We start from the raw sequence: 26,215 nt of genomic DNA, 5'->3' as shown, positions 1-26,215 counted from the left end.
GTCAGGAACCGGCAGAGTCCTCGTCGCCCGACTCAGCGGGTGAGTCGTCGTCGGACGGCAGGTCTTCGAACAGCCCGGCAGGCGGGGTGACGACGAGTCGACGGGCGGCCATGTCGACCTCGGGAACGATCGCCCGCACGAAGGGTACGAGGACCTCGCGGTCCTGGTCTCCGGTGAGCTGGACGCTGAGGAGGTCCTGAGACGGGAAGTGATCGATGCGCGAGACCCGGCCGATGACGGCTCCGTCGCGCACCACGTCGAGCCCCACGAGCTGGTGGTCGTACCACGCGTCGTCTTCGACGACCGGAGCGGCGGAGTCCTGGTCCACCCAGAGGATCGCGCGGACGATCGATTCCGCGCCGGAGCGATCATCGATCCCGTCGAGGAACACCACCGGGTGGGAGTTCATCCATTTGAACTCCTTGACGGTGACGGTCTTTCCGTGCCAGGGCGACGACTCCGGAACCTGCAAGGTGAACACCGCACCAGGAACGAAGCGTCCATCCGGATCGTCGGTGAAGAGCTCGAGCTTCAGCGCGCCTTTCAGGCCGTGCGCCTTCACGAGGCGCCCGACACGCAGCTGCGTCCGGGCCGAGGGTGCCGACACGTCAGTCGTCCGCGACGTCGACGCGGACGCGCGTGCCGTCGGCCAAGGCGGAGATGAGGGTGCGCAAAGCCTTTGCCGTGCGCCCGCCGCGCCCGATCACACGACCCCGGTCGTCGGGGTGCACACGCACTTCGAGCACGTCGCCGCGAGGCGACGTGCTGGAGGCGATGGTGACGTCATCCGGGTGATCGACGATCCCCTTGACGATGTGTTCGAGCGCGGCGGCCAGCAAGGTATTACTCGGACTCGGTCGCGTCGTCGGCAGCCTCGGCAGCAGGCGCGTCGGCCTTCTTCTCCGCCTTGGGCTTGATGACGGACTTCTTCGACGAGTCGATCTCGAACGGAGCCTTGGGCTCGCGGGTCTTCACGGTCGACACGGCATCCTTGTCGCCCTTGAACTTGCCCCAGTCGCCCGTGAGCTTGAGGATCGCAGCGACCTGCTCGGTCGGCTGTGCGCCGACGGAGAGCCAGTACTGCGCGCGCTCCGAGTCGACCTCGATGAACGAGGGCTGCTCGGTGGGGTGGTACTTGCCGATCTCCTCGATGACACGGCCATCGCGCTTGGTGCGCGAGTCAGCGACGACGATGCGGTAGTAGGGCGCACGGATCTTACCGAGACGCTTCAGACGGATCTTGACAGCCACAATTCTCCTGAATGGTGTTGCGAGTGATGTTGAACGTCGCCTGGAGCGTGGGGTGCACACCCGGCGGGAGCTCTGCGGTGGACCTCCGAGCCGGATAGAGGGTCGGGCAAGGCGGTCCAACCGTCTATTCTGCCAGATGCGAGGGGATGCCGCGAACCGCCGAGTCGGCGTGCCACACTGGGCCCATGACGGTGACCTTCGCCACATCCGCTCGTTCGTCCGTCGGGATCGAATGGGAAATCATGCTGGCCGACGGGTCGACCGGTGATCTGGTCCCGGCAGCGCCCGGCATCCTCGACCAGATCGAGGATCAGACCCGTCACGAGCGGCACACCGTCACCGGCGAACTCCTCACCAACACCATCGAGGTCACGAGCGGGGTCGGCGACACCGTCGCGGCAGCCGTCGACGACATCGGAGATGCGATCGACCTGGTGCGGACGGTCACCGACACCCAGGGAGTCGAACTCCTCTGCGCGGGCAGCCACCCGTTCGCGCGGTGGTACGACCAGGAGGTCACCGACAAGACTCGCTATCACAAGCTCATCGAGCGCACCCAATGGTGGGGGCGCAACATGATGATCTGGGGCATTCACGTCCATGTCGGCGTGGAGAACGTCGCCAAGGTCTTCCCGATGATCAACGCACTGTCGGCCTACCTCCCGCACCTGCAGGCGCTCTCGGCGTCGAGCCCGTTCTGGGCCGGGGATCGCACCGGGTACGCGTCCAATCGCGCGCTGGTGTTCCAGCAGCTTCCGACTGCTGGCCTCCCCTGGCCACTGGAATCGTGGGCCGAGTACGAGGCCTACCTCGGCGACATGGAGCGGACCGGAGTCATGGCGGACGCGACAGAGGTCCGCTGGGACATCCGTCCCGCTCCCCGCTGGGGCACGATCGAGATCCGCGCCTGTGACGGGATGTCCACGCTCCCCGAACTCGCCGCCGTCGCCGCACTGGTCCAGGTCCTCGCAGAGCACTTCTCCCGGATGCTCGACGAGGGCAAGGCTCTCCCGACGATCCAGCCGTGGTTCGTCCGAGAGAACAAGTGGCGCGCCGCCCGGTACGGCCTCGAGGCCGAGGTGATCGTCGACCAGGAAGGACGCCAGCGTCCCGTCGCCGAGCATCTGCGGGAGATCGTCGAGTCGCTCTCCCCCATCGCCGCGGAACTCCACTGCGCCAAGGAGTTCGCCGAGGTGACCCAGATCCTCGATCGAGGTGCGAGCTACGAGCGTCAGATCCGAGTGGCCGATGCCGCCGACGGCGATCTGCGCGAAGTGGTGAGGCACCTCATCCGCGAGTTCCGCGGCGGACCCACCCTCCGGGAGTTCGTCTCCGTCGGCTGACGCCGCTCAGCTCTTTCCGAAGAGCTTCTGAATCTCGGCGAGATCCGCCTCGGTGGGCTGCGCGGGGGCTCCGAGGCCGAAGCCTGAGCCGGCCGACGCGGCATCCGCCGTCGTGATGCCCGCGTTCTCGGCGGCTCGCTTGGCCGGGTTGCCCGAGCGCGAGCCGCTGTTGCTCTTCTGCTTCTTGCCCCGCTTGCTCGATGCACCCGGCTTGCCGCCGACCGCGCCCATCCCAGGCATGGAAGGAACGCCTCCTCGAGCAACCGTCTTCATCATCTTCGCGGCCTGGTCGAAGCGCTGCACGAGCTGGTTCACGTCCGTGACGGTCATGCCCGAACCTCGGGCGATGCGAAGTCGCCTCGAACCGTTCAGCACCTTCGGATTGCGTCGTTCGCCCGGCGTCATCGAGCGGATGATCGCCTCGGTGCGATCGATCTCGCGCTCATCGAAGTTCTCGATCTGCTGCTTCATCTGCCCCATACCAGGCAGCATGCCGAGCATCTTCTTCATCGAGCCCATCTTGCGGACCTGCTGCAGCTGCTCGAGGAAGTCCTCGAGGGTGAACTGCTCGGTCGCGAGCTTCTGAGCGACCCGCTGGGCCTCATCCTCGTCGAAGGCCTGCTGAGCCTGCTCGATGAGGGTGAGGATGTCACCGAGGTCGAGGATGCGGCTCGCCATGCGGTCGGGGTGAAACGCCTCGAGATCGTCCAGGCCTTCACCCGTGGACGCGAAGATGATGGGGCGCCCCGTGACGGACGCGACGGACAACGCCGCTCCACCACGCGCGTCGCCGTCCAGCTTGGAGAGGACGACACCGGTGAAGTCGACGCCGTCCTGGAACGCCTTTGCCGTGCTGACGGCATCCTGACCGATCATCGCGTCGATGACGAACAGGACCTCGTCGGGCGCGGTCGCGCGACGGATGTCCGCGGCCTGCTTCATCAGTTCGGCATCCACACCGAGTCGACCGGCGGTGTCGATGATCACCGTGTCGAACTGCTGGCGACGTGCGTGCTCCACTCCGTCGCGCGCCACCTTGACCGGGTCGCCGACGCCGTTGCCGGGCTCGGGAGCGTAGATCGCAGCTCCCGCTCGCTCGGCGACGACGGTGAGCTGGTTGACCGCATTTGGGCGCTGGAGGTCACAGGCGACCAGCAGGGGCGTGTGGCCGTCCTTCTCGAGCTGCTTCGCGAGCTTGCCGGCGAACGTGGTCTTACCGGAGCCCTGGAGCCCGGCGAGCATGATGACCGTCGGGGGCTGCTTGGCGAACTGCAGCCGGCGCTGCTGTCCGCCGAGGATCGCGACGAGTTCCTCGTTGACGATCTGAACGACCTGCTGAGCGGGGTTCAACGCCCGGTTCACCTCGTCGCCGAGGGCACGCTCGCGCACCTTGCCCGTGAACTCCTTCACGACCTGGAGCGCGACGTCGGCGTCGAGAAGGGCACGTCGGATCTCTCGCACGGTCCCGTCGATGTCGGCGGGAGTGAGCTTTCCCTTCGTGCGCAGATTGCGGAAGGTCTCTGTGAGCCGATCGGAGAGCGTGCCGAAGGTAGCCATGATGACTCGAGTTTAGTCGAGAGCGGCCGAGTCCCCGGCGCCCCGCGTCGGCAGAGTCACCGCTGCGATCGCGAGTGCATTCTCGAGCTCACCGGAGAGTGAGGCGCGACCTGCTCCGGCGCGGGCCCATCGTTCGATGGCGATCATCACGGCGCCGGCATGAGCGGCTCCGCAGACGGCCGCTTCGACCGCACCCGTCCCCGTCGCGACGAGGGATGCCGCGACGGCCCGCGCGATTCTGGCTTGGCGGACGGCGGCGGCGCGCTCGAGCTCGTCGAAGAGACCCATCGCCTCGGAGTTGATCAGCGCGAGCGCAAGGCTGTCGGGCTCGAATCCATCGCAGAGATGCTGAAGAGCGACTACCGGGTCGCCAGGCGGCACCGCACTCTCCAGCTGCCCGAGACGGTGATCGAGGGACAACCAGAGAATCGCGTCCTTCGAGTCGAAGTAGTTGAAGAAGCTCGAGCGGCTCACGCCCGCGCGGGCCGCGATCTCCGTGATGGATGTGGCCTCGAATCCCTTCTCGAGGAACAGCTCGCACGCCGCCTCGGAGAGCACCTCGCGGGACGACGCGCGGGGTCGGCCGGTCGTCATCCCGCAAGCCTACTGGCGGCGTATTGTTGCACGCAGTCCAACAACGACATCTGGAGGCTCTTGTGATCGAGATCCGCACGGTCGGCCTCACACCCGACTTGGTCCCGTACCGGGAAGCGTGGGCATTGCAGCGCGACCTGCACGCGCAAATCGTCGACGGCAGGCGGGGGGACACTCTGCTTCTGCTCGAACACGAGGCGGTCTACACCGCAGGAGCTCGGACCGCTCAGCACGAACGACCCGTGGACGGCACTCCGGTTGTCGACGTGGACCGAGGCGGCAAGATCACGTGGCACGGTCCCGGACAGCTCGTGGGGTACCCGCTGGTGCGCCTCGCTGAGCCGGTGGATGTCGTCGCGCATGTTCGTCGCCTGGAAGACGTGCTCATCCGCGTGACGAAGTCGTTCGGCGTCGACGGCATGCGCGTCGACGGGCGCAGCGGGGTCTGGGTCGATCGCGGAGGATCCCCGGAGAAGGTCGCCGCCATCGGCGTTCGCGTCCAGTCCGGAGTCACGATGCACGGGTTCGCTCTGAACTGCGACAACGTGCTCGAGCCGTTCTCACGGATCGTCCCGTGCGGCATCACCGACGCGGGAGTCACGACCCTGAGCAGCATTCTCGAGCGCGACCTCGCCCCCGCCGATGTCCTCCCTGTCGTGATGGACGCCTTCGCTGACGAGTTCGGTGCGGAGGCGGCCGCATGAGTGCCTCGACGCCGGACGGCCGCCGGATGCTCCGCCTCGAGGTCCGCAACGCTCAGACGCCCATCGAGCGCAAACCGGAATGGATCCGGACGAAGGCGCGGATGGGACCCGAGTATCAGGAACTCCAGGCTCTGGTGAAGGACGAGGGACTCCACACCGTCTGTCAGGAAGCGGGCTGCCCCAATATCTTCGAGTGCTGGGAGGACCGCGAGGCCACCTTCCTCATCGGCGGCTCTCAGTGCACCCGTCGCTGCGACTTCTGTCAGATCGACACCGGCAAGCCCGCCGATTACGACACCGACGAACCTCGGCGTGTCGCAGAGAGCGTCACCCGGATGCGGTTGCGATACGCGACGGTCACTTGCGTCGCGCGCGACGACCTGCCCGACGGCGGCGCATGGCTGAACGCGGAGACGGTTCGTCAGATCCACGCCGCGAACCCGGGCACAGGTGTCGAACTGCTCGCCACGGACTTCAACGGGGAACCGGAGTTGCTCGACGTGGTGTTCGAATCGCGCCCGGAGGTCTTCGCGCACAACGTCGAGACGGTCCCCCGCATCTTCAAACGGATCCGCCCCGCCTTCCGTTACGACCGTTCGCTGCGCGTGCTCACCCGGGCGCGCGATGCCGGCTTGATCACGAAGTCGAACCTCATCCTCGGAATGGGCGAGGAACGACACGAGATCGAGGAGGCGCTCAGGGACCTGCACTCCGCGGGCACCGACATCATCACGCTGACGCAGTATCTCCGGCCCTCCCCCCGACACCTGCCCGTCGCGCGCTGGGTAACGCCGCAGGAATTCATCGAACTGCGCCAACTCGCCGAGTCGATCGGATTCCTCGGCGTCCTCGCCGGACCGCTCGTGCGCTCCTCCTACCGGGCCGGTCGCCTGTGGGCGCGGTCGATGAGGTCGAAAGGACGTGACATCGCCCCTGCACTCGCTCACCTGGCGGAAGAGGCCGACGAGGCGGGATTCGCCCAGGCGGTGTGACGCCGACTCCTCCCCACGCTGCCGTGCGCACGATCCCTCCCCCGGACTCGCTCCGGGGCTCAGCGCCGCGGTCTCGCGCTTCTACCTTCATCGGGATGCCGAGTGGTTCGGCATCCCGATGAAGGAGCGATATGCGTACCCCTCTTGCACTCACCGCCACGGTCGGATTGGCCTTCGCCGCGGCGGTTCTTCCGCATGCGACGGCGTCTGAGCCGGTCCCCGAACCCGCGCCCGACACGGTCGTCTCGGTGACGGGAGGTGCCGAGAACGGCTTCGAGATCGAGTACTACGACGGCTCAGCCCAGTACCCGCCGACGGACTCGGAGGCCTTGGCGGAATGCGGCGAGTACGACACCCGCGTCGAACGGGTCCGCTGCCGCGTCGAGGTCCGCACGTGGTACCGAGACCTCGCCACGCTGCGAGACGCCCTCGACTGGGCGCACGCGACGCGCGGCTGATCGCCTAGTCCGCGCTGGTCACCGACTGGACCGCTCCGGCGACGTCCAGGTTCACCAAGAGGACGTCGTCGGTCGAATCCGGGTCGAGCGCGTACTCGAGCACGGCGAAGGGGTCTTTGCCGCTGTGCTCGTCCGCGAGAATCGTCATGCTCATCAGCTGCAGCGAGCGGATGACGTCCATGTGGGTGTCGCCGGAGATGTCGACGAGAAGGTCCTCGATGTCTTCGCCCAGCATCTCCTGCTGCTGAAGGATGAACTCGGTGACTTCGCTCGTTCGGTCATCGAGCTCCGACACCATGGCATTGCGGGCGCGCAGATCGATGGTCTCCAGAGCGGCGATCATCGCGGCGGCTACGTCGAGAGCATCGATCGAGACGTCGTCCTGGTCGGGCGCCGTGAGATCGACGGTCACCCGCTGATCACCGAAGTCCACGACCTCCGACCAGAAGATCGACCCGTCGGGTCCGGACTCCAAGAGTCCGAAGTAGTCGTGCTCGATCGCCATGTGTCAATGAAACCAGCCTTCCGGGCCTCGCGCGACCGGACTCGTCAATCGACGAGCGCAGATGCGAAGACATGGGGCGTGAAACCGGTCAGATCGCCGATGCCCTCCCCCTGCCCGAGGAGCTTCACCGGGATGCCGGTGCGCTCCTGCACGGCGAGGACGAACCCACCTCGGGCGGAACCGTCGAGCTTCGTCAACACGAGACCGGTGACACCGGCGTGCTCGAGGAACGCCGCGGCCTGCATGACACCGTTCTGGCCCGTCGTCGCGTCGAGGACGAGGAGGACCTCGCTGATGGGCGCTTGCTTCTCGATGACTCGCCGGATCTTCGTGAGCTCGTCCATGAGCCCGGCCTTCGTGTGGAGACGACCAGCCGTGTCGACAAGAACGATCTCCGTCCCCGTCCGGATGGCGTGATCGATCGTCTGATAGGCGACGGATGCCGGGTCTTGGCCCTCTTGCTGCGGGCGGACGATCGCGGCGCCGCCACGCTCGGCCCACGTCGCGAGCTGGTCGACGGCCGCGGCGCGGAATGTGTCCGCGGCACCGACCACGACGCTCCGGCCGAACCGCTGCAGGTAATGGGCGAACTTACCGATCGTCGTCGTCTTACCGACCCCGTTCACTCCGACGACGAGGACGACAGCCGGACGTTCACTCAGGTGAAGCGTCGTGTCGAATTTGGCGAAGTGCTCCTCGAGGGTCTCGCGAAGCATCCGCTGCAGGTCCTTGGGGTCGGTCGTCCGGAACCGCTCGACCTTCTCACGGAGCTCCGCGATGATGCGTTCCGTGATGTCGGGACCGAAGTCCGCCGTCAGGAGAGCGGTTTCGAGGTTCTCCCACGTGTCCTCATCGATCGTCGGCTTGACGAACATGCCACGCAGCGCGCGACCAAGGGACCAGGAGCTCTCCGCCATGACTTCAGGCTAGTTGACGGCGTCAGCCCTTCTCGCAGGCGATGCCGTCCTTGTCGCGGTCCATCTTCTTATTGGCGTTGTAGAGCGCCGTGGAGATGGCCGGCTTGATTTTGAAAGCCTTGTTCTTGCCGTTCACCTTGTTGTACTTCACGCCCGACTTGGCGACTCCGCCTTTGTACACCTTGTGCATCGCGGTGCAGTTGGCGAACGTCTTGATGACCGGCTTCGCCGCCGGCGCGACCCGCGACGCACTCACCGACGCCGAGTGCGTCGGAGCAGCCGACGCCGATCCTGCGGGTGCGATCGCGAGCGCTCCCGCCACCAGCACAACCATCATCGTCCGATGCACTCCCGTGCGCACAGAAACCTTCATTGCCACCCCCGTCGATCGCGTGGAACGACCTGTTCCCCCGCGCTCAGGGTACACAGACGCGGGACTCAGGCGGTGGCGCGCTCACGGACCCGCTGTCCGACCACGGCAGAGACACCGTCCTGACGCATCGAGACCCCGTACAGAGCGTCTGCGATCTCCATCGTCCGCTTCTGGTGGGTGATCACGATGAGCTGGCTCGATTCCCGCAGTTGCTCGAACACGCCCAGCAGGCGACCGAGGTTGGCGTCATCCAGCGCGGCCTCCACCTCGTCGAGGATGTAGAACGGGCTCGGTCGCGCCTTGAAGATCGCGGTCAGAAGCGCGACCGCAGCAAGCGACCGCTCGCCTCCCGAGAGGAGCGAGAGCCGTTCGATCTTCTTGCCGACCGGCCGGACGGAGACATCGATCCCCGTGGTCAACGGGTGCTCCGGATCGGTGAGTGAAATCGATCCCGTGCCGCCAGGGAACAGGATCGGGAAGACCTCCCCGAAGGCGACCTTGGTGTCTTCGAATGCCGCGAGGAAAATCGTCTGCATCCGCTCGTCGAGTTCTTCGATGATCGTCAGGAGATCCGTCCGTGTGCGCACGAGGTCGTCGAGCTGCGCCGTCAGGAACGAGTGCCGTTGCTCGAGCGCCGCGAACTCCTCCAGCGCGAGCGGGTTCACGCGGCCGAGCTGTGCAAGCTTGCGTTCCGCCTCCTGAAGGCGCCGTGCCTGCGCGGCGCGGTCGAAGGCCTTGGCGTCCTCTCCCTCGGTGCCCGGTAGGGGAACATCGGGACCGTATTCCGTCAAAAGAATATGCTCATCGAGGCTGAGTTCCGAATGAACCCGGTCAAGCAGACTCTGCACGTGAAGTCGCTTCTCGTGCATCTGGAGCTCAAGCCCGTGCACGGATTCCGTCACCCGGGTCAGCCGTTCGCGGACCCCCGCATCCTCGCGCCTGAGCTTTGCGAGCTCTGCGGTGAGAGCTGTCCGCGTCTGCTCCGCGCGCTCCAGCTCCACACGCGCTTGAGCCGTCGACCGGTCGATCGAGTCGAGAACGGGTGGCAGCGCGTTCACGACCTCGGAGGCGACCGCTCGTTGCGCGCGACGGATGACCGCACGACGCGCAGCCGCCTCGGCTGCCGCGCGCTCACGCTCTCGCTGACGCTCGAGCTGAGCCACCCTCGCCTCCGCAGCTCGGACGCGCTCGCGCAGTGTCTCGACGTCGAGGCGCGTGTCCATCTCGCGCGCTCGCGCGGCCTCGAGCGCATCGAGAAGACCATCGCGCGCCGACGCGTCCAGGATCGGCCGCGGCAGGTCTGCGACCGACGCGAACGCCTCACCCGCGGCCTGCGCGGCGGCGTCGGCCTCACGGGCAGTGGTCTCGGCCTGACGCAGACCCGCATCCAGCCGCTCGCATTCGGCGACAGCGGACTCCAGCCGAACCATCGCCCGGTTCTTCTGCTCCGCATGTGCGGCGAGAGCCGAGTCGTGTTCGCGAAGCGCGGTCAGAGAGTCGCGGGTGCGCTGGCGGGCAGCATCCCACCGCGACTGCGCGTCGGCGAGTCCCTCGCGAAGGGAATCGGCCACAACGGTGACTTCGGTGAGCCTTTCCCGTGCTCCATCGCGCTCGGCGGAGAGTTCGATGCGCGAGCGCGATTGGCCCGATCCGGCTCGCACGGTGCTCGAGGTGACTGTCTCGCCGGCCCGGGTCACGATGACCAACCGGGTACCTGTGTCGGTGACTTTCCGGCATGCCTGGTAGGCGGCCTCGATGTCGTCGGCGATCGCGATGCCCGCCAGAGCCGCGCGCACTCCCGCCGGTCCGTCGACCACCTCGGCGGCCCACGTCCACTCCCCCGTCAGCGTCGGCCGTTCGAAGACGGCCCCCTCCGCGAGAGCGATGTCGACGGATCCGAGATCGTACTCACGTGCCGTCGCGATGACCGCGCGGGCCGCCGCCAGATCCTCCACGAGTATCCCGTCCGCGAGCGCACCCAGCGCCGCGGCGATGGCTGCCTCGTAACCGGCGGTTACGCGGATCGCATCGCTGACGATCCCGCGGATTCCCTCGCCCCCCCGATCGATGACGGCAGCAGCGGCGTTGCGGACGTCGAGAGCACGCCCCAGCGCGGCGGTCTCCGCCAACAGCGACTCGCGTTCGCGTTCCGCCGCGTGGAGCCGCTCGCGGATCGACCCCACCTCGGCCTCGGACTCCGACGCCTCCCGCTGGGCGCGCTCGTACGACGCCGAGTATTCCTCGGCCGAATCGGTCGGGCCCTCGTCGGCGGGGGCGATCTTCGTCAGAGCCTCTTGCGCCTCATCACGGCGCTGCTCCGCCGCATCGAGGGCACGTTGCTGACGCTCGACTGCCGCGCGGAGAGCCTCCGCTTTGGATGCCGCCGCCTCCGACCGTCCGCGCAACGACGCGAGGCGCATGTCGTGCTCAGAGACGAGCGCGCTCTGCGCCGCGATGTCGGTGTCCAGCGCGTCGAGCTCGGCGCGCGCCCGGATGACATCCCTCGCGGCGGCAGCCGCGGCATCCTGCGCCGTCCCGAGGCCGGACCCGATCTCGTCGATCTCCGCGCGGGCCTCGTCGATGACGGCCTGCGTCACCGTCGCACCTGCGTCAGTGGGCTGAGCGTCGTCTTCCAGCAGGGACAGGCGCTGTCCGGCGAGCGAATAGAGTCCCCGAAGTCGCTCCTGCACACGGCCGAGCTCGAACGTGACTGCTCGCGCGCGGTCGACGGCCTCTGACCGCTGATCGCTCTCGAGCTCCTCGATCCGGCGACGGAACCCGTCGGCACGGTCCTGCAGGACGAGTCGTTCGGCATGACGTTCCTGCTCGTTACGAGAGTGGTCCGCCAATTCACCGCGCAGGCGCGCCAACTCGTCCGCATACAGTCGTGCCCTCGCATCCCGGACCACGGCGGCGATCGTCGCCGCTTCGCGTGCGATCTCCGCCTGCTTTCCGAGCGGCTTCAGTTGACGTCGCAGCTCACCGGCGAGATCGCTGAGTCGGGTGAGGTTGGCCTCCATCGCTTCGAGCTTTCGCAGGGTCTTCTCCTTGCGACGGCGGTGCTTGAGGATGCCAGCAGCTTCTTCGATGAATCCGCGGCGATCCTCGGGACTCGCCTGCAGGACCGTGTCGAGGCGTCCCTGTCCGACGATGACGTGCATCTCTCGGCCCAGCCCCGAATCGCTGAGGAGTTCCTGGACGTCGAGAAGCCGGCATGTCTCGCCGTTGATGGCGTACTCGCTCGAGCCGTTGCGGAACAGCGTCCGGCTGATCGTCACTTCGCTGTACTCGATCGGCAGGACGCCGTCGGCGTTGTCGATCGTCAACTGGACCTCAGCCCGACCGAGCGGTCCGCGCGTCGCTGTGCCGGCGAAGATGACGTCCTCCATCTTGCCGCCGCGGAGCGTTTTGGCACCCTGTTCGCCCATGACCCACGCGAGCGCATCGACGACGTTCGATTTGCCCGATCCGTTGGGGCCGACGATGCAGGTCACGCCCGGCTCGAGGGCGAACGTCGTCGGCTGGGCGAAGGATTTGAACCCCTTGAGCGTCACGCTCTTCAAGTGCATGGGGACCCTCCGGGATCGACGTCGCGTCCACGCTATCGGACGAAGCGTCCGCGCCACTTGACGGCGCGCCCGGGGCGACGCTAGTGTCGGGGCTCGCGTCAGAAGTCTGAGAAAGGAGGTCCCCGACATGATTACCGACATCACGCCAACCGGAGCAGCGTTCACTGCGTTCCCGTTCGCCCTGGGGACCGTCTCCTTCGTCGCGGCAGCGCAAACCCGCGCTCACACCGGGCGCTAACCCGCCCGTAGGTGAGCTCCGTCATCTGACGGCAGCGCATCGCCATGCCCCGGACTGATCCCGTCCTCACCACCCGTCGTCGCCGGGCGTTCAGCCCTGCACACGGTCGTGCTCTCTCGTGCTGCGGCACGATCTCACGCCGCGCCCGCGGCACTCCACTGCAACGATCGAAAGAGATCACTCATGCGCACTCTCACCGCGCCGCAGCGCACCACGGCGGTCATCGCCGCGCTGCAGCATCCCACCCCGACGCGCATCACCGCCCGTCAAACGTTCATCGACCGACTCGCTTTGCGTCTGGCCCTGGCCCTGCTTCTCTGGAGCACGCGGCCCGGCACCGACCGCGAAGAGATCGACGCCCGCCGTCGCGAGCGCCTCGCGCGCGACGCACGGGAAGCCGAGTGGGACCGCCGCCGTGCGCTCCTCGTTCCGCGCCGATGACACCCGCGGGGGCTGCGACCGCGTCGAAGCCCCCGCACCCACCAGTTTCAGGAGAACACCATGACGACCGCACCGTACGAGCTCCGACCGCTCACCATTCCGGCAACTCCCGACGCACCGGACGCTGCCGACTTCCTCGCGATGGTCGAGGTCCGCAACGAGATCTACCGCGAGATCAGCGCGAACGACGATGAAACGGCCACCGCGTCGCAGCTTCTGCCGCATTTCCAGGAGAACCCCGACAACGACAAGCGGTGCTGGATCGTGCTCGTCGATGGCAATGTGGTCGGCCGGGTGATCGTCGACCTGCCGGCAGAAGAAGACTCTCAGGTCGCCTACTGGATGGTCGAACTCCTCGAGAGAGTGCAGGGTCGCGGTATCGGCGGCGACGTGTACTCGGTCATCGAAGCGACAGCCCGCTCCGCCGGGCGTTCAGTCCTGCAGTCCTGGGCTGAGCACCCCGAACCGCCAGTGGGCGCGGAGATCACCCGGCTGCCCGCCCCGACGGGATTCGGCGAGATTCCTCTCGACGGGCCGGCGCGCTATTACCTGCGACAGGGCCATACCCTCGAGCAAGTCGATCGAAAGAGTGTCCTCGATCTGGACGGGTCCCTCGACACCGTCCGCTCCCTGTTCGCAGACGCCACGGGTCACGCGGCTGGATACCGCGTGGAGCAATGGATGCTGCCCACCCCCGAGCAGTACCGCGAGAGTTTCGCGTGGGCCAAGTCGCGGATGTCGACCGATGCCCCCGCAGCCGGCCTGGAGGTGGACGAGGAAAAGTGGGACGTCGAGCGTCTCGCGCGCCATGACGCTCGCTACATCGATGCCGGTCAGACCGTCCTGGTCACTGCCGCCGTGCACGAGGAATCCGGGGCCGTCGTCGCGTTCACGGAGCTGTGCTCGGGAGCCGATCCCACGGCTACGACCCAGCAGATGGACACGCTGGTCCTCCGCGAGCACCGGGGCCATCGACTCGGGCAGCTGATCAAGTGCGCCGGCATCCTCCGCTGGCGCGAGGTCGCACCGGATTCGACGCGGATCATCACCTGGAACGCCGAAGAGAATCGCCCGATGCTGAGCATCAACGAGGCGATGGGGTTCGTGCCTGCGGCCTACATCGGTGCGTGGAAGAAGGTCCTGGACTAACGCCGGCGTTGGCACCGCGGGCAGTAATGACTCGATCGGTTCGTGAAGCTGACTCGCACGATCGGCGTGCCGCATCGCGGGCACGGCTCCCCCGTCCGGCCGTAGGCGTTGAGGGAATGGGCGAAGTATCCCGCTTGTCCGTTGACGTTGACGTACTGGGCATCGAAACTCGTCCCTCCCTCGGCGAGGGCTTTCTGCAGCACCGCGCGGATCTCGCTGAGGAGCTGACCGACGGCGCGAACCGGGATGTCTTCGGCGGGGCGTTCGGGGTGAAGGCGCGCCGCCCACAGCGACTCGTCCGCGTAGATGTTGCCGATCCCGCTCACGACCGTCTGGTCGAGAAGGACCCGCTTGATCGCTGACCGTGAGCGCCCCAACGCCCCACGGAACGCTTTCACGTCGAAAGCCGGATCGAGGGGATCGCGGGCGATGTGGGCGACTTGGGAGGGCACGGAGGCATCCTCGCTGCCCCAGCCGCCTGCTGCCCCGTCGACGGTCCGCTCCAGCGTGTCGATCGCGAGTGAGCCGAAGGTCCGCTGGTCGACGAACACCATTGCGACGTCTCCGTGAACCGGATGCCGGACATCGAAACGGACGCGTTCGTGTCGGATCTCAGGCGCACCCGAGGCGCGCAGCAGCATCTGACCGCTCATACCGAGGTGGCCCACGATCGCCTCAGTGCGAACGTTGACATCAGCCAGCGGCATCCACAGGAACTTGCCCCGGCGAACGACAGCGTCCACTCGGCGACCGGTCAGCCGGGCCTCGAAGTCGGCCGCCGTACCCCCATGCCGCGTGAGAGCCCGGGAGTCGAGGACCGTGACGGCATCGATCCGAGAGCCCGCGAGTGCCGGCGCGAGGCCCGCGCGCACGACCTCGACCTCAGGGAGTTCGGGCATCAGGGCTCACGCCTGCGCGGACAGTTCGCGCCACACCGCGAGGGCAGCGACCATCTCGGACTGCTTCTTGCTCGAACCGCGACCGCTGCGCGCGACATCGCCCACGGCGACCGTCGCCGTGAAGACGCGGTGATGGTCGGGGCCTTCGGCCTCCACGCTGTACGACGGGACCGGGAGTCCCGATCGTGCGGCGAGTTCCTGCAAAGCAGTCTTGGGGTCCATCGCCGCGCCGTAGCGCTCTGGGTCGGCCATCAACGGAGACACCAGCCGGAGCACGAGCGCGGTCGCCTCGTCGATGCCTGCGGACAGATAGGCAGCGCCGATGAGAGCTTCGGTCGTGTCGGCGAGGATCGAGTCCTTGTCGCGTCCGCCGGTCTGGTCCTCACCGCGTCCCAGCCGCAGGTGGGCGCCGAGGCCCATGCTGCGGGCCACTTCCGCGAGAGCAACCGTCGACACGACGCTCGCTCGCCGTTTCGCCAGAGACCCCTCGTCGAGGTCCGGATGCGTTCGGTAGAGGTGGACGGTGACGGCCATGCCGAGAATGGAGTCCCCAAGGAACTCCAAACGCTCGTTGTGGGCGATCCCGCCGTTCTCGTAGGCGTACGAACGGTGAGTGAGTGCAAGCGACACAAGCTCGGGGTCGATGTCGACCCCGAGCTTGTGTGTGAGCACCGAGTGATCGGTGACAGCGTCAGTCATGACGCGTCGATCAGACGTCGGCGACCTTGCGGCCCTTGTACTCGAGGAACAGCTCCGTGCCCTGCGAGTCGGTGACGACCTTCGCCTGGTGGGGACGGCTGTAGACGACCTTGCCGTTCTCGATGGTCTTGACGAGCGTGGGGGCCTCAGCCTTCCACTGCGCGCGACGCGAACGGGTGTTGGAGCGGGAGACCTTCCGCTTCGGGGGGTTACCTGCCATGGTCAGCTCTTCTCTGTGTCGTCGGCGGCGGGGCGTATTGCCTCGCCGTCGTGGTCTGGGGTTTGGGCCGACAAGGCGGCCAGCGCAGTCCAGCGCGGGTCGATCTGGGTTTCCTGTACCGCTGCTCCGGTCAGCCTCTCGCCCGTAGACGGATCAAGTCCGGGGCAATCCGGCTGACACACCGGTTGGAACGGAAGCGACAGGACGATCGCATCCCTGATGCCAGTTTCAAGATCCACGTGGTCGTCTTGAACCTGGAAGTCGGTCGCTTCGTCCCCAGAATACCCGAAGAGCTCTTGAAACTCGACTTCGAGCGGGTGTGTCAGGTCCACGAGGCACCGACTGCACTGCGCCTCGTAAGTGGTGACGGTCTCCGCCGTCACGAGAATCCCCTCGTGCACCGACTCGAGTCGCACGTCGACCTCGACGTCGGAGCCCTTGTCGACCCACGCTAAACCCTCGCCCCACTTCTCGGGGGCGGGCACCGTCAGCTCGAACTCCCTCATCTCTCCGGGAGCTCGAAGGATGTCCCTAACGGGAAGGACGAAGGGACCACTCACGCGCTTTCTGACCACGGTCGTCCATCGTACGCGTGCCCAGGCCGGGCTGGGCCGGTTCAGGCTGCGCCGGCCGCCGTGTCGAGGAATCGCGCCACAGGACCGGGCACGAAGGGGGACACGTCTCCCCCGAGGGATGCCACCTGTCGAACGAGCGAACTCGACACCAGCGCGTGTGCCGGGTCGGGGAGCAGGAAGACCGTCTCGACGTGCGCGAGGTGGCGGTTCACGATCGCCATGGGCGTTTCGTAGGCGACATCCACCTGTGAACGGATCCCCTTCACCAGTACGCCCGCGTTGACGTCGGTGGCGTAGTCCACCAGCAGGCCGACGCTCCATGCGGCGACGACGACGTCGCCCTCGATGTCACCCTCGGCGATCGACTGCTCCAGCAGGGTGAGTCGCTGTGCGATGGGCAGCATCGCCTCTTTGCCGGGGTTGTGCACGACCAGGACGTGCAGCTGGTCGTAGAGGGCCGCGGCGCGCCGAATGACGTCGAGGTGCCCCAACGTCGGCGGATCGAACGAGCCTGGCACCACCGCGATCCGGTTGTTCATGTCGATGAGCCTAATGACAGAACGCCCGCGCTGCGCCTCGGCTCAGTTCTTGCCCAGCGCGGCGCGCTCCCGCTGGCTCACGCGCCCGGCGATGGCTGCCGCGAGACCCGGCGTGCGGGCGAGGGTGGGATCCTCGGCGAGGAGCTGCTCCGCTTCGGCGCGAGCCGTCGCGATGAGGTCGGCGTCGGCCACGACGCGAAGGAGGCGCAACGAAGAACGAACACCAGACTGAGCGTCGCCCAGGACGTCGCCCTCACCGCGCAGGTCGAGGTCCACCTCGGCCAGCTCGAAGCCGTCCGTCGTCGCCGCGACGGCCTCGACGCGTTGCCGAGCCGGCGTGAACGGGTCGGCCTCGGTCACCAGGAGGCAGAGGCCGGGAACGGATCCTCGACCGACACGCCCGCGGAGCTGGTGCAACTGCGACACCCCGAACCGATCCGCCTCGAGGATCACCATCGTCGACGCGTTCGGCACGTCGACGCCCACCTCCACCACTGTCGTGGCGACCAGCACGTCGATGTCCCCGCGGGCGAACGCCTGCATGACGGCATCCTTCTCGTCACCGGGCATCTTGCCGTGGAGGATCTCGACGCGGATGTCGCGGAAATCGGGATGCCCCGCCAACAGAGCCGCCGCCTGGACGACGCCCCAGCGGGTCTTGCCCGGCTCTTCGCCCTCCGGCAGCTCGTCGTCGTCGGCATCCGTCGAGGCGTCGATCGCCGGGCACACGACGAACGCCTGACGTCCCAGACGGACCTCTTCCGCGACGCGTTCCCACACCCGGGCGAACCAGGCCGGCTTTTCGCCCACCGGCGCCACGAAGCTCGAGATACCGGCGCGACCGCCCGGCATCGTGCGGATCGTAGAGACGTCGAGATCACCGAAGACCGTCATCGCGACGGTCCGCGGGATCGGTGTCGCCGTGAGCACGAGAACGTGCGGGGAGCTGCCCTTCGCCCGGAGCGTCTCACGCTGATCGACCCCGAATCGATGCTGCTCGTCGACGACGACCAGACCGAGGTCGGCGAAGGTCGTGGACTGGCTCAGCAGCGCGTGCGTGCCGATCACAATGCGGGCCTGCCCGGAGGCGACGCGCAGTGCCGCACGCCGGCGCTCGGCGGTCGACAACTGGCCGGTCAGCAGCGTGGGCATGAGCTCGGGCGCGAGCTCCGGCCCGAGCATGCGCGCCATGGAGCGGACGTGCTGGGCAGCGAGGACCTCGGTGGGGGCGATGAGGGCTGACTGCCCACCGGACTGGGCCACCTGCAGCATCGCTCGGAGCGCGACGAGGGTCTTGCCCGAACCCACCTCACCTTGGACGAGGCGGTTCATCGGCCATGGAGCGACGAGATCGGCGGCGATGCGATCGCCGACCCCCACCTGGTCGGGCGTGCGATCGAACGGGAGCGCCGCATCGAAACGAGCCAGCAGCTCACCCGCCGGACGCGCGGTCGCCTCCATCATCCGCACCGACTGCCGCTGCTGCAGAAGCGCCGCCTGCAGCACGAAGGCCTCGTGCATGCGGAGGGTTTCGCGGGCCGGGTCGATCTCATCGAAGGTCGTGGGTGCATGGATCCGCGCGAGGGCGGTCGTGGCGTCGAGAAGACCCTGCTCCCGCCGGAATGCGTCGGGGAGCGGTTCGGGCACACCGGTCAGACCAGGAAGCACCTGGTCGACGCAGCGCTTCACCTGCCAGCTGGAGAACGTGCTGGTCGCCGGATAGATCGGGATGGGGAGCGTCCGCCACGCCTCGGCCGTCAGTCGGGCCGTACCCTCATCGTCGAAGAGCTCGTAATCGGGATGAGTCAGCTGCTTCTGACCCCGGTACTCCCCCACCTTCCCGGAGAAGATCCCCTGCCGACCCGCACGCAGATCCTTCAAGCGCCATGCCTGGCCGAAGAACGTGAGGGACATCGTGCCCTGGCCGTCGCCGATGATGACCTCCACGAGCTCGCCGCGGCGGCCCCGCATGGATCGAGTCGACGCGGAGCGCACCTCTGCGACGATCGTGACCAGTTCGCCGAGCGGGAGGTCGGCGATCGGGGTCAGCTCGCCGTGGTTCGCGTAGCGGCGCGGGTAGTGGGCGAGCAGGTCGCCCACCGTCGTCATGTGGAACGCGCGGCGCAGACCTTTCGCGAGCGTCTCGCCCACCGCATCCAGGAGCGGCGTATCCAGCGAGTGCGACGGCATGGGATGAGTCTAAGAGCGCCCGCCGACGCGGCTATCGTGGCGGGGTGACGAGGATCATTGCGGGCGCGGCAGGATCGCTGCCCCTCGCCGTACCGAGCGCCGGCACGCGTCCCACGAGCGAGCGTGTGCGCGAGTCGCTCTTCGGGGCGCTTGAAGCGGCGGATCTCATCCGCGATGCGACCGTTCTGGACCTCTACGCAGGCTCTGGGGCTCTCGGACTCGAAGCCGTCAGCCGCGGGGCGGCGTCGGCCGATCTCGTCGAGAGGGCGCCGCGGGCGGCGTCCATCATCGAGCGCAACGTCCGCGCCGTCGCCCGGAGCCTTCCCGGGCGTCGGCTCACCGTTCATCGGGCCGCAGCGGAGGGATTCCTCCGGGCCGCCGCCGCGTCGTTCGACCTGGTGTTCGTCGACCCGCCTTACGACATGCCGGATGCCGAGGTCGAGGCGACTCTCGGGCTCCTCGTGCCACGCCTGTCCGACGAAGCCATCGTGGTCCTCGAGCGGGCCACCCGCTCCGGCGACCCCGCCCTGCCGGACGGTCTCGTCGTCGACCGCGCCAAGAAATACGGTGACACGACCGTATGGTGGCTCAGCCCAGCGGATGCCGGGGCTCCGCCTCAGCCGAGCGTCGAGTCCCAGTCGGCGTAGGGATCCCATCCGCCGCGGTCCTCGCGCACCGCCCCCTTCACGAGCACGGCGGTCTCGCCGCGCTCCCGCACCCGTCCGATGACCTCGAACGCAGGCGGCGCCATGCCTGCAGGGAAACACGCCAGCAGGGCATGGTCCTCTCCCCCCGTCAGCGCAGCATCGTCGAGGTCGGCGTCGAGGGAGATCGTCACCCCGGACGCATCCGCGATCCGTGACGAATCGAGCAGGAGACCATCGGAGATGTCCATGAGCGCCGTGGCACCGGCGCGCGCGGCGACGACGCCGAGCTCGACGGGCGGCCGAGGGCGCAGCTGCGCGTCGATGTCGTGGCGCTCCGCGGGCGACAGGGCGTCGGTCGACACGACGACGGGTGTGCCGTCGGCATCCCGGAAACGACGGAAGAGAATGCCGAGCCCCCGAGCCGCTGCGCCGAGCTCCCCCGCGACGGCGACCTCGTCGCCGGGACGCGCGCCCGACCGAAGGACCGGCTCGACACCGTCGAGGACACCGAGCGCGGTGACGGCGACGGTCAGGGTGTCCGAGACCGTGAGGTCCCCACCCTCCACCGCGCACCCCGGCGCGAGCTCGGCCAGGGCGTCCCGGAATCCCGTCGCGAGATGGTCGACGAACGAGGCGGGGAGCGACTCGGGAAGCGCGAGAGCCACGAGGAGAGCGGTGGGTCGGGCGCCCATCGCCGCGACGTCTGCGACGTTGACGGCGGCGGCCTTGTAACCGAGATCGTAGGCGGACGTCCAGGCGAGTCGGAAGTCGGGACCGTGAACGAGCGTGTCGGTCGTTGCGACGATTCGTCCCCCCGGCACAGCCAGGACGGCGGCGTCGTCGCCGGGCCCGACCTCGGCTCGTGACGCCGGGCTCAGCACACGCAGGATGCGGGCCAGCAAGTCCTTCTCGGACACGTCGCGCACACGGAGCTCACCCATGCGTCCACGGTAGCCTGGAGCGATGCCCCGAATCCGTTGGACCGCCGCGCTCGCCCTGATCGTGGCCGGTGTCGCCGCCCTCTCGGGCTGCTCGTCCACCGTCGCGGTCGACACGCCGCCTCAGGCCGACGACCCGCGGTGTGCGCAGGTGATGGTCCTGCTTCCGGACGTGATGGGCGACCAGCAGCGGCGCTGGACCGATGCGCAATCCACGGCCGCCTGGGGTGACCCCACGACCGTCCAGTTCGCGTGCGGAGAGAAGCCGCTCGGCCCGACGACTCTGCCGTGTTTCACCGTCGACGGCGTCGACTGGGTCGTCGACGATTCGCGTGCGCCCCTCTACCGGATCTCGACGTACGGACGCGTCCCTGCAGTGCAACTCATCATCGATTACGACGCCGTCTCGTCGAGTGGACCGGTCTCGGCCGTGAGCCGACTGATCACCAAGCGGTTCGAGACCACGGCCAAATGCGTGGCCCCGACCGAGACGCAGCCCTGAGCCTCAGCGGGCGAGTTCGATCAGCTCGGTGATGAGGTCCGGGTAGCTCACGCCGCTCTGGATCCAGCAGGTGGGGAACATCGAGATCGGGGTGAACCCCGGCATCGTGTTGACCTCGTTGACGAAGAATTCGGTTCCCGTGAAGAAGAAGTCGACACGGGACAATCCCTGACCACCGACGGCCTCGAACGCCTGCGCCGCGATCCGCTGCATCTCCCGGAGTTCCCCGTCGTGCAGGTCCGCAGGGCAGACGAGGTCGATCCCGGGCGCCCCCAGGTACTTCGCCTCGAAATCGTAGAAGTCCCGTCCACTGACTACGATCTCCCCCGCGACGCTGACGCGGGGATCGCCGCCGTCGCGTGCCTGCAGGACGCCGCACTCGACCTCGCGGCCCGTCACGGCCTGCTCGACGAGGACGCTGGTGTCCTCGGCGAAGGCGACGTCGAGGGCGGCATCCAACTCGTCCCACTCCGAGACCTTCGACACCCCGACGCTCGAGCCGGCCCGAGCGGGCTTCACGAAGACGGGCAGACCGAGGGCACGGACGCGACGGCGCCAGAGGTCGTCATCACGTTCGAGGGCAGCACGCGTCAGAGTGACCCACGGCACGACGGGAACACCCGCCGCGCGGAGCACGCTCTTCGTCGTGTGCTTGTCCATGCCGATCGCCGACATGAGAAGACCGGCGCCCACGTACGGCAGGTCGAGCAGCTCCAGGAAGCCCTGCACCGTGCCATCCTCGCCGAAGCGGCCGTGGAGGATGGGAAACACCACATCGATGTCGCCGAGAGACTCCACAGTCCCGTCGGGGCGACGGACGGAGAGCGTCCGATGAGCGGTGGAGTCCGGCCACACGATGCGCGTGCCGTTGTCGACGACCTCCGGGAGCCGCTCGGGGTCGAGCGCGAACTTGTCGGGATCGTCGTCCTCCAGGACGAAGGCACCTTCGCGCGTGATCCCGACGGGGATCACGCGGTAACGGTCACGATCGATCGCCCGCAGCACCCCGCCCGCCGTGGCGGAACTGATCGAATGCTCGCTGGAGCGCCCGCCGAAAAGCAGAACCACTGCCGCCTGAACCATTCTGAGTCCTCTCCTCGGTGGGCTCGTCGTCATCCGTCGTCAGATGCGGTGCGATGTCGCGCGGGTTCATCGTGCCGTCGAGCACCATTTTGACCTGCTCGACGATCGGCATCTGTACGCCGGCGGCTTTCGCCAGCTGCAGCACGGGAGCGACGGACGCGAGCCCTTCGGCCGTCTGATCCATCTGCTTGACGACCTCGGTGAAGCTGTACCCCTGCCCGAGCAGGCGGCCAGCGGTGTTGTTGCGGCTCAGGGGCGACTGACACGTCGCGATCAGGTCGCCGAGTCCGGCCAACCCCTGCAACGTCTCCGGACGGGCACCCTGAGCCACCGCGAAGTCGGTCATCTCGACCAGACCGCGCGTGATGATCGACGCCTTCGTGTTCTCGCCGTAGCCGACGCCGTCGACGATGCCGATCGCGACAGCGATGAGGTTCTTCAGGACACCGCCGAATTCCGTGCCGATCACGTCCGTGTTGACAAAAGTCCGGAAGTAGCGGTTGCGCGCGAGACGCGCCACCGCTTCTGCGGTCTCCTGGCTCGACGACGAGATGACGGCAGCGGTGGGATGCTGCCGCGCGATCTCGAGGGCGAGGTTCGGACCGGATGCCACCGCGATCCGATCGGGATCGCAGTGCAGCTCCTGCTCGAGGACCTGACTCATCCGGAGTCCGGTCTTCTTCTCGACGCCCTTCATGAGCGAGACGACGGGGACGTCACTGGTGCCGATGAGGGGGCGAACGGCCTTCAAGTTCTGCCGGAGCGCCTGGCTGGAGATCGCGATGTACACCTGCGTCGCACCGTCGAGCGCCTCGGCGAGGTGGTGCGTGGCGGACAGTCCCCGCGGGAGGTTGATGCCGGGGAGGTACTGCGTGTTCCGCTTGCCCTCACGGATCTCGTGAGCCTGTTCAGCCCGACGAGCCCACATCATGACGTCCGCGCCGCCATCGGCGAGGACCTTCCCGAATGTCGTCCCCCAGCTCCCGGAGCCGAGCACGGCGACGCGGGGGCCGGTGACGTCGCGACGCGGCGCTTCCTTAGGAGTCAAGTCGACCCGTTTCATTCTGTCCGTGCTTCGCGGGATTCCACCGCTCCGCCGGGGGCTCTTCGCCGCGGAGGCGACCGAGCAGAATGGAGATGTCGCGCATGATGGCGTCCGTCGCAGCGATCAGCGTTCCGGGCGTCGTGTCGGTGTACGACGACAGGTCGACCGGGGGTCCGACGAGCACGCGGATCCGACGACGCGGGGGCCAGAGGCGGAGCCGCCCGTAGCGGGGAAGGATCTCCTGAACTCCCCACGTGGCCACGGGGATGACCGGGAGGGTCTCTTCCGGGGCGAGCGCGAGCCGCACCGCGCCGGTCTTCCCGCGCATGGGCCACATGTCGGGGTCCCGGGTGAGGGAACCCTCGGGGTAGACGATGACGCCGCTCTGAGCGGCGACGAGCGCATTGGACTGCGCCATCGTCTGCTTCGCGGCGGCGGAGTTGGATGCCCGCGCCACCGGAATCATGCCCGTCGCGCGCAGCAGCCATCCCAGGACGGGAACCTTGAACAGGCTCTCCTTCGCCATGAACCGCGGAGCACGCCCCATCCGCCAGGTGGCGACAGCGACGATCACCGGGTCGAATTCGCTGTAGTGGTTCGGTGCCAGAACGTAGGGCCCCTCGAGAGGAAGGTTCTCCGCCCCCTCGATCTCGATCTTGGCGAACCACGCCGTGGCAGGGATCACGATCATGGCAGCCGGCCAGAAGACACTCGGACGCGTCTTCTCGGCCGATGCCCGGCGACGGGGGCTCACCCGCATCACTCCGTGACGTCGAAGTCGGCGCCGACGTCGGTCAGCTTCTCGAGGAACTTCTCGTAGCCACGACGGATGATCCCGATATTGCGCACGGTCGACTCGCCTTCTGCAGCCAGGGCGGCGATGACGTAGGAGTATCCACCGCGGAGGTCGGGGACGACGACGTCGGCACCGTGGAGCGGCGTCGGACCGTTGATGACCGCCGCCTGCTCGAGGGCGCGGCGCGGCACGCGGCGATCCGAGCTCGCGATGCCGTCGGGGTGCACGACGATGTCGGCGCCCATCTGGACGAGGGCACGCGTGAACCCGAGGCGGTTCTCGTACACCGTCTCGTGAACGACGGACTCGCCCTCGGCCTGCGTGAGGGCGACGATGAGCGGCTGCTGCCAGTCGGTCATGAAGCCCGGGTGCACGTCGGTCTCGACCATGACGGGCTTCAACGGACCGCCACGGCGGAAGCGGATGCCGTCCTCGGCGATGTCGAAATCGCCGCCGACCTTACGGAAGACGTTGAGGAAGGTGAGCATCTCCTGCTGCTTCGCGCCGCCGACGAAGATGTCGCCGTCGGTCGCGAGCGCGGCAGCTGCCCACGAGGCTGCCTCGTTGCGGTCGAAGATCGCGCGGTGGTCGTAGCCGCGGAGGGACTCGACGCCCTCGATGAAGATCACCCGGTTGGGCTCGTAGGAGATGATCGCCCCCATCTTCTGCAGGACGGCGATCAGGTCCATGATCTCGGGCTCGATCGCGGCGTTGCGGAGCTCGGTCGTGCCCTTGGCGCGGACAGCGGTCAGGAGGACCTGCTCCGTCGCGCCCACGCTCGGGTACGGCAGCTCGATGTTGGCGCCGTGCAGGCCGTCGGGTGCGGAGAGACGGATGCCGCTGGGCAGCTTGTCGACGATGGCGCCGAACGAGCGGAGCGCATCGAGGTGGAAGTCGATCGGGCGATCGCCGATGCGGCATCCCCCCAGGTCGGGGATGAACGCCTGACCGAGAAGATGCAGCAGCGGACCGCAGAACAGGATCGGGATGCGGGAGGCGCCGGCGTGGGCGTCGATCTCCTCCATGTGCGCCGAGACGGCGCCGCTCGGGTCGAGCCGGAGCACGCCGTCCTCGAGGTCCTCGACGCGGACGCCGTGGACCTCGAGGAGCGAGCGCACCACGTGGACGTCGCTGATGTCCGGAACGTCACGCAGGATGCTGGCGGTCTCACCCAGAAGGGCGGCGACCATCGCCTTCGTGGCGAGGTTCTTCGCCCCCTTCACCTCGACCCGGCCGCGCAGCGGTCGTCCGCCGCGGATCCGGAGCGTCTGACCGTTGCTGCCGCCGCTGGCGGGGGTCGACGCGGAGTCGCTGAGAAGTGTGTTCATGGGATGGGACCTCATTACTGGTGTCGAGGAAGCGTGGACGGCCCCGTTGTGCGGGGCACTGGCCGATCAGCGGACGGGGAGCGTCCGCGGCCGCCACGCCTCGCGGCGCGCCTCGAATTGTGCGATCTGATGTTCGCTACGCAGGGTGAGCCCGATGTCGTCGAGCCCTTCGAGAAGCCGCCACCTAGTGTAATCGTCGATGTCGAACGAGGCCTGGAGGTCGCCGACCTGCACTGTCCGTGTCTCGAGATCGACCGTGACCTCACGGCCGGGTTCGGCTTCGAGAGCCGCCCAGATCGCCTCGAGGACAACCTCGGTGACGACCCCGGTGACGAGGCCCTGCTTGCCCGAGTTCCCGCGGAAGATGTCGGCGAACTTGGTGCTGAGAACAACGCGGAATCCGAAATCGCGCAACGCCCAGACAGCGTGCTCGCGGCTCGAGCCGGTGCCGAAGTCGGGGCCGGCGACGAGGACGGATGCGCCGCGGTAGGCATCCTGGTTGAGGATGAACTCGGGGTCCTGCCGCCAGTTGGCGAACAGTGCGTCCTCGAAGCCCGTCTTGGTAACGCGCTTGAGGTAGACCGCGGGGATGATCTGGTCGGTGTCGACGGCGGAGCGCTTCAGCGGCACGCCGACGCCGGTGTGGCGGGTGAACTTGTCCAT

At 67.7% G+C, this 26,215-nt stretch carries 29 protein-coding genes; 8 read left to right on the top strand and 21 right to left on the bottom strand.

Going from position 1 to position 26,215, the window contains the following annotated elements; genetic code table 11:
- Nucleotide 1: 1 nt before the first annotated feature.
- Genes rimM through rpsP form a run of 3 tightly spaced genes read right to left on the bottom strand, consistent with a single transcriptional unit; the run spans nt 2 to nt 1,251 of the window.
- The gene (rimM, locus tag MO1_RS03065; protein WP_060915195.1) at nt 2-607 is read right to left on the bottom strand and encodes a ribosome maturation factor RimM; all 606 of its coding nucleotides are present in this window, start codon (nt 605-607) and stop codon (nt 2-4) included.
- 1 nt (nt 608) lies between these two features.
- Complete coding sequence (locus MO1_RS03060) at nt 609-839, bottom strand: RNA-binding protein (protein WP_060915194.1); 231 nt, start codon at nt 837-839, stop codon at nt 609-611.
- Nucleotides 840-843: 4 nt separating this feature from the next.
- On the bottom strand, nt 844-1,251 hold the full coding sequence (gene rpsP / locus MO1_RS03055) for a 30S ribosomal protein S16 (RefSeq protein WP_036309199.1): 408 nt from the start codon (nt 1,249-1,251) through the stop codon (nt 844-846).
- 185 nt (nt 1,252-1,436) lie between these two features.
- Here rpsP and MO1_RS03050 point away from each other — a divergent pair, with 185 nt between their 5' ends.
- Nucleotides 1,437-2,594, top strand: a complete 1,158-nt coding sequence (locus MO1_RS03050; RefSeq protein ID WP_060915193.1) for a glutamate--cysteine ligase — start codon at nt 1,437-1,439, stop codon at nt 2,592-2,594.
- A gap of 6 nt (nt 2,595-2,600) precedes the next feature.
- On the opposite strand, the gene ffh is transcribed toward MO1_RS03050, so the two are convergent.
- Together ffh and MO1_RS03040 are read right to left on the bottom strand one after the other, a co-directional pair.
- A complete protein-coding gene (gene ffh / locus MO1_RS03045; protein WP_036309203.1) occupies nt 2,601-4,151 on the bottom strand; it encodes a signal recognition particle protein in 1,551 nt (516 codons plus the stop codon).
- Nucleotides 4,152-4,163: 12 nt separating this feature from the next.
- A complete protein-coding gene (locus MO1_RS03040) occupies nt 4,164-4,745 on the bottom strand; it encodes a TetR/AcrR family transcriptional regulator (protein WP_060915192.1) in 582 nt (193 codons plus the stop codon).
- A gap of 62 nt (nt 4,746-4,807) precedes the next feature.
- On the opposite strand from MO1_RS03040, the gene lipB reads away from it, so the two are divergent.
- The 3 genes from lipB to MO1_RS03025 all read left to right on the top strand — a co-directional run bounded on the left by lipB (nt 4,808) and on the right by MO1_RS03025 (nt 6,899).
- Nucleotides 4,808-5,449 (top strand): lipoyl(octanoyl) transferase LipB, encoded by a 642-nt coding sequence (gene lipB / locus MO1_RS03035; protein ID WP_060915191.1) that lies wholly within the window; start codon nt 4,808-4,810, stop codon nt 5,447-5,449.
- Nucleotides 5,446-6,441, top strand: coding sequence for a lipoyl synthase (gene lipA / locus MO1_RS03030; RefSeq protein ID WP_060915190.1), 996 nt, complete (start codon nt 5,446-5,448; stop codon nt 6,439-6,441). The genes lipB and lipA overlap by 4 nt, the downstream gene beginning before the upstream one ends.
- 131 nt (nt 6,442-6,572) lie before the next feature.
- A complete protein-coding gene (locus tag MO1_RS03025) occupies nt 6,573-6,899 on the top strand; it encodes a hypothetical protein (RefSeq protein WP_060915189.1) in 327 nt (108 codons plus the stop codon).
- A gap of 4 nt (nt 6,900-6,903) precedes the next feature.
- On the opposite strand, the gene MO1_RS03020 is transcribed toward MO1_RS03025, so the two are convergent.
- From MO1_RS03020 to smc, 4 genes are all read right to left on the bottom strand, one after another.
- Nucleotides 6,904-7,404, bottom strand: a complete 501-nt coding sequence (locus MO1_RS03020; RefSeq protein WP_036309210.1) for a DUF2004 domain-containing protein — start codon at nt 7,402-7,404, stop codon at nt 6,904-6,906.
- A gap of 44 nt (nt 7,405-7,448) precedes the next feature.
- Entirely contained in the window at nt 7,449-8,321 is an 873-nt protein-coding gene (gene ftsY, locus MO1_RS03015) for a signal recognition particle-docking protein FtsY (RefSeq protein WP_060915188.1), read from the bottom strand.
- A 22-nt stretch (nt 8,322-8,343) separates the two neighbouring features.
- The gene (locus tag MO1_RS03010; protein WP_036309214.1) at nt 8,344-8,658 is read right to left on the bottom strand and encodes an excalibur calcium-binding domain-containing protein; all 315 of its coding nucleotides are present in this window, start codon (nt 8,656-8,658) and stop codon (nt 8,344-8,346) included.
- Nucleotides 8,659-8,759: 101 nt separating this feature from the next.
- On the bottom strand, nt 8,760-12,263 hold the full coding sequence (gene smc / locus MO1_RS03005) for a chromosome segregation protein SMC (RefSeq protein ID WP_060915187.1): 3,504 nt from the start codon (nt 12,261-12,263) through the stop codon (nt 8,760-8,762).
- 421 nt (nt 12,264-12,684) lie between these two features.
- Between smc and MO1_RS03000 the strand changes: the two genes are divergently transcribed.
- Together MO1_RS03000 and MO1_RS02995 are read left to right on the top strand one after the other, a co-directional pair.
- On the top strand, nt 12,685-12,942 hold the full coding sequence (locus MO1_RS03000; RefSeq protein ID WP_036309218.1) for a hypothetical protein: 258 nt from the start codon (nt 12,685-12,687) through the stop codon (nt 12,940-12,942).
- Between the two features lie 60 nt (nt 12,943-13,002).
- On the top strand, nt 13,003-14,091 hold the full coding sequence (locus MO1_RS02995; protein WP_060915186.1) for a GNAT family N-acetyltransferase: 1,089 nt from the start codon (nt 13,003-13,005) through the stop codon (nt 14,089-14,091).
- On the opposite strand, the gene mutM is transcribed toward MO1_RS02995, so the two are convergent.
- From mutM to MO1_RS02965, 6 genes are read right to left on the bottom strand one after another with little or no spacing between them, the layout of a single operon-like run.
- Nucleotides 14,088-14,990: a bifunctional DNA-formamidopyrimidine glycosylase/DNA-(apurinic or apyrimidinic site) lyase gene (gene mutM / locus MO1_RS02990; protein WP_060915185.1), complete on the bottom strand. Its 903-nt coding sequence runs from the start codon at nt 14,988-14,990 to the stop codon at nt 14,088-14,090. The two genes, MO1_RS02995 and mutM, sit on opposite strands and share 4 nt — an antisense overlap.
- Nucleotides 14,991-14,996: 6 nt before the next feature.
- The gene (rnc, locus tag MO1_RS02985; protein ID WP_036309224.1) at nt 14,997-15,689 is read right to left on the bottom strand and encodes a ribonuclease III; all 693 of its coding nucleotides are present in this window, start codon (nt 15,687-15,689) and stop codon (nt 14,997-14,999) included.
- 10 nt (nt 15,690-15,699) lie between these two features.
- Complete coding sequence (gene rpmF / locus MO1_RS02980) at nt 15,700-15,909, bottom strand: 50S ribosomal protein L32 (protein WP_019179169.1); 210 nt, start codon at nt 15,907-15,909, stop codon at nt 15,700-15,702.
- A gap of 2 nt (nt 15,910-15,911) precedes the next feature.
- Entirely contained in the window at nt 15,912-16,469 is a 558-nt protein-coding gene (locus tag MO1_RS02975) for a YceD family protein (RefSeq protein WP_036309482.1), read from the bottom strand.
- A gap of 56 nt (nt 16,470-16,525) precedes the next feature.
- Nucleotides 16,526-17,023, bottom strand: a complete 498-nt coding sequence (gene coaD / locus MO1_RS02970; protein ID WP_060915184.1) for a pantetheine-phosphate adenylyltransferase — start codon at nt 17,021-17,023, stop codon at nt 16,526-16,528.
- A 42-nt stretch (nt 17,024-17,065) separates the two neighbouring features.
- On the bottom strand, nt 17,066-19,213 hold the full coding sequence (locus tag MO1_RS02965; RefSeq protein WP_036309228.1) for an ATP-dependent DNA helicase RecG: 2,148 nt from the start codon (nt 19,211-19,213) through the stop codon (nt 17,066-17,068).
- 44 nt (nt 19,214-19,257) lie between these two features.
- Between MO1_RS02965 and rsmD the strand changes: the two genes are divergently transcribed.
- A complete protein-coding gene (rsmD, locus tag MO1_RS02960; protein WP_036309229.1) occupies nt 19,258-19,860 on the top strand; it encodes a 16S rRNA (guanine(966)-N(2))-methyltransferase RsmD in 603 nt (200 codons plus the stop codon).
- Here rsmD and thiL read toward each other — a convergent pair.
- Nucleotides 19,830-20,801 (bottom strand): thiamine-phosphate kinase, encoded by a 972-nt coding sequence (thiL, locus tag MO1_RS02955; protein ID WP_060915183.1) that lies wholly within the window; start codon nt 20,799-20,801, stop codon nt 19,830-19,832. The two genes, rsmD and thiL, sit on opposite strands and share 31 nt — an antisense overlap.
- Before the next feature lie 22 nt (nt 20,802-20,823).
- Between thiL and MO1_RS02950 the strand changes: the two genes are divergently transcribed.
- Nucleotides 20,824-21,300, top strand: a complete 477-nt coding sequence (locus tag MO1_RS02950; protein ID WP_060915182.1) for a DUF3515 family protein — start codon at nt 20,824-20,826, stop codon at nt 21,298-21,300.
- Between the two features lie 3 nt (nt 21,301-21,303).
- On the opposite strand, the gene MO1_RS02945 is transcribed toward MO1_RS02950, so the two are convergent.
- From MO1_RS02945 to leuD, 5 genes are all read right to left on the bottom strand, one after another.
- The gene (locus MO1_RS02945; protein WP_081416921.1) at nt 21,304-22,383 is read right to left on the bottom strand and encodes a D-alanine--D-alanine ligase family protein; all 1,080 of its coding nucleotides are present in this window, start codon (nt 22,381-22,383) and stop codon (nt 21,304-21,306) included.
- Nucleotides 22,283-23,446 carry an NAD(P)H-dependent glycerol-3-phosphate dehydrogenase gene (locus tag MO1_RS02940; RefSeq protein ID WP_174520538.1) on the bottom strand — a complete coding sequence of 388 codons (1,164 nt, stop codon included), beginning with the start codon at nt 23,444-23,446 and terminating at the stop codon, nt 22,283-22,285. The genes MO1_RS02945 and MO1_RS02940 overlap by 101 nt, the downstream gene beginning before the upstream one ends.
- Entirely contained in the window at nt 23,421-24,188 is a 768-nt protein-coding gene (locus MO1_RS02935) for a lysophospholipid acyltransferase family protein (RefSeq protein ID WP_174520537.1), read from the bottom strand. The genes MO1_RS02940 and MO1_RS02935 overlap by 26 nt, the downstream gene beginning before the upstream one ends.
- A complete protein-coding gene (murA, locus tag MO1_RS02930) occupies nt 24,188-25,552 on the bottom strand; it encodes a UDP-N-acetylglucosamine 1-carboxyvinyltransferase (RefSeq protein WP_060915181.1) in 1,365 nt (454 codons plus the stop codon). The genes MO1_RS02935 and murA overlap by 1 nt, the downstream gene beginning before the upstream one ends.
- A 66-nt stretch (nt 25,553-25,618) precedes the next feature.
- Entirely contained in the window at nt 25,619-26,215 is a 597-nt protein-coding gene (leuD, locus tag MO1_RS02925) for a 3-isopropylmalate dehydratase small subunit (RefSeq protein ID WP_036309243.1), read from the bottom strand.

The organism is Microbacterium oleivorans NBRC 103075, from assembly GCF_001552475.1.
Classification (GTDB): Bacteria; Actinomycetota; Actinomycetes; order Actinomycetales; family Microbacteriaceae; genus Microbacterium; species Microbacterium oleivorans.
This window is presented reverse-complemented; position numbering and strand designations above follow the sequence as displayed.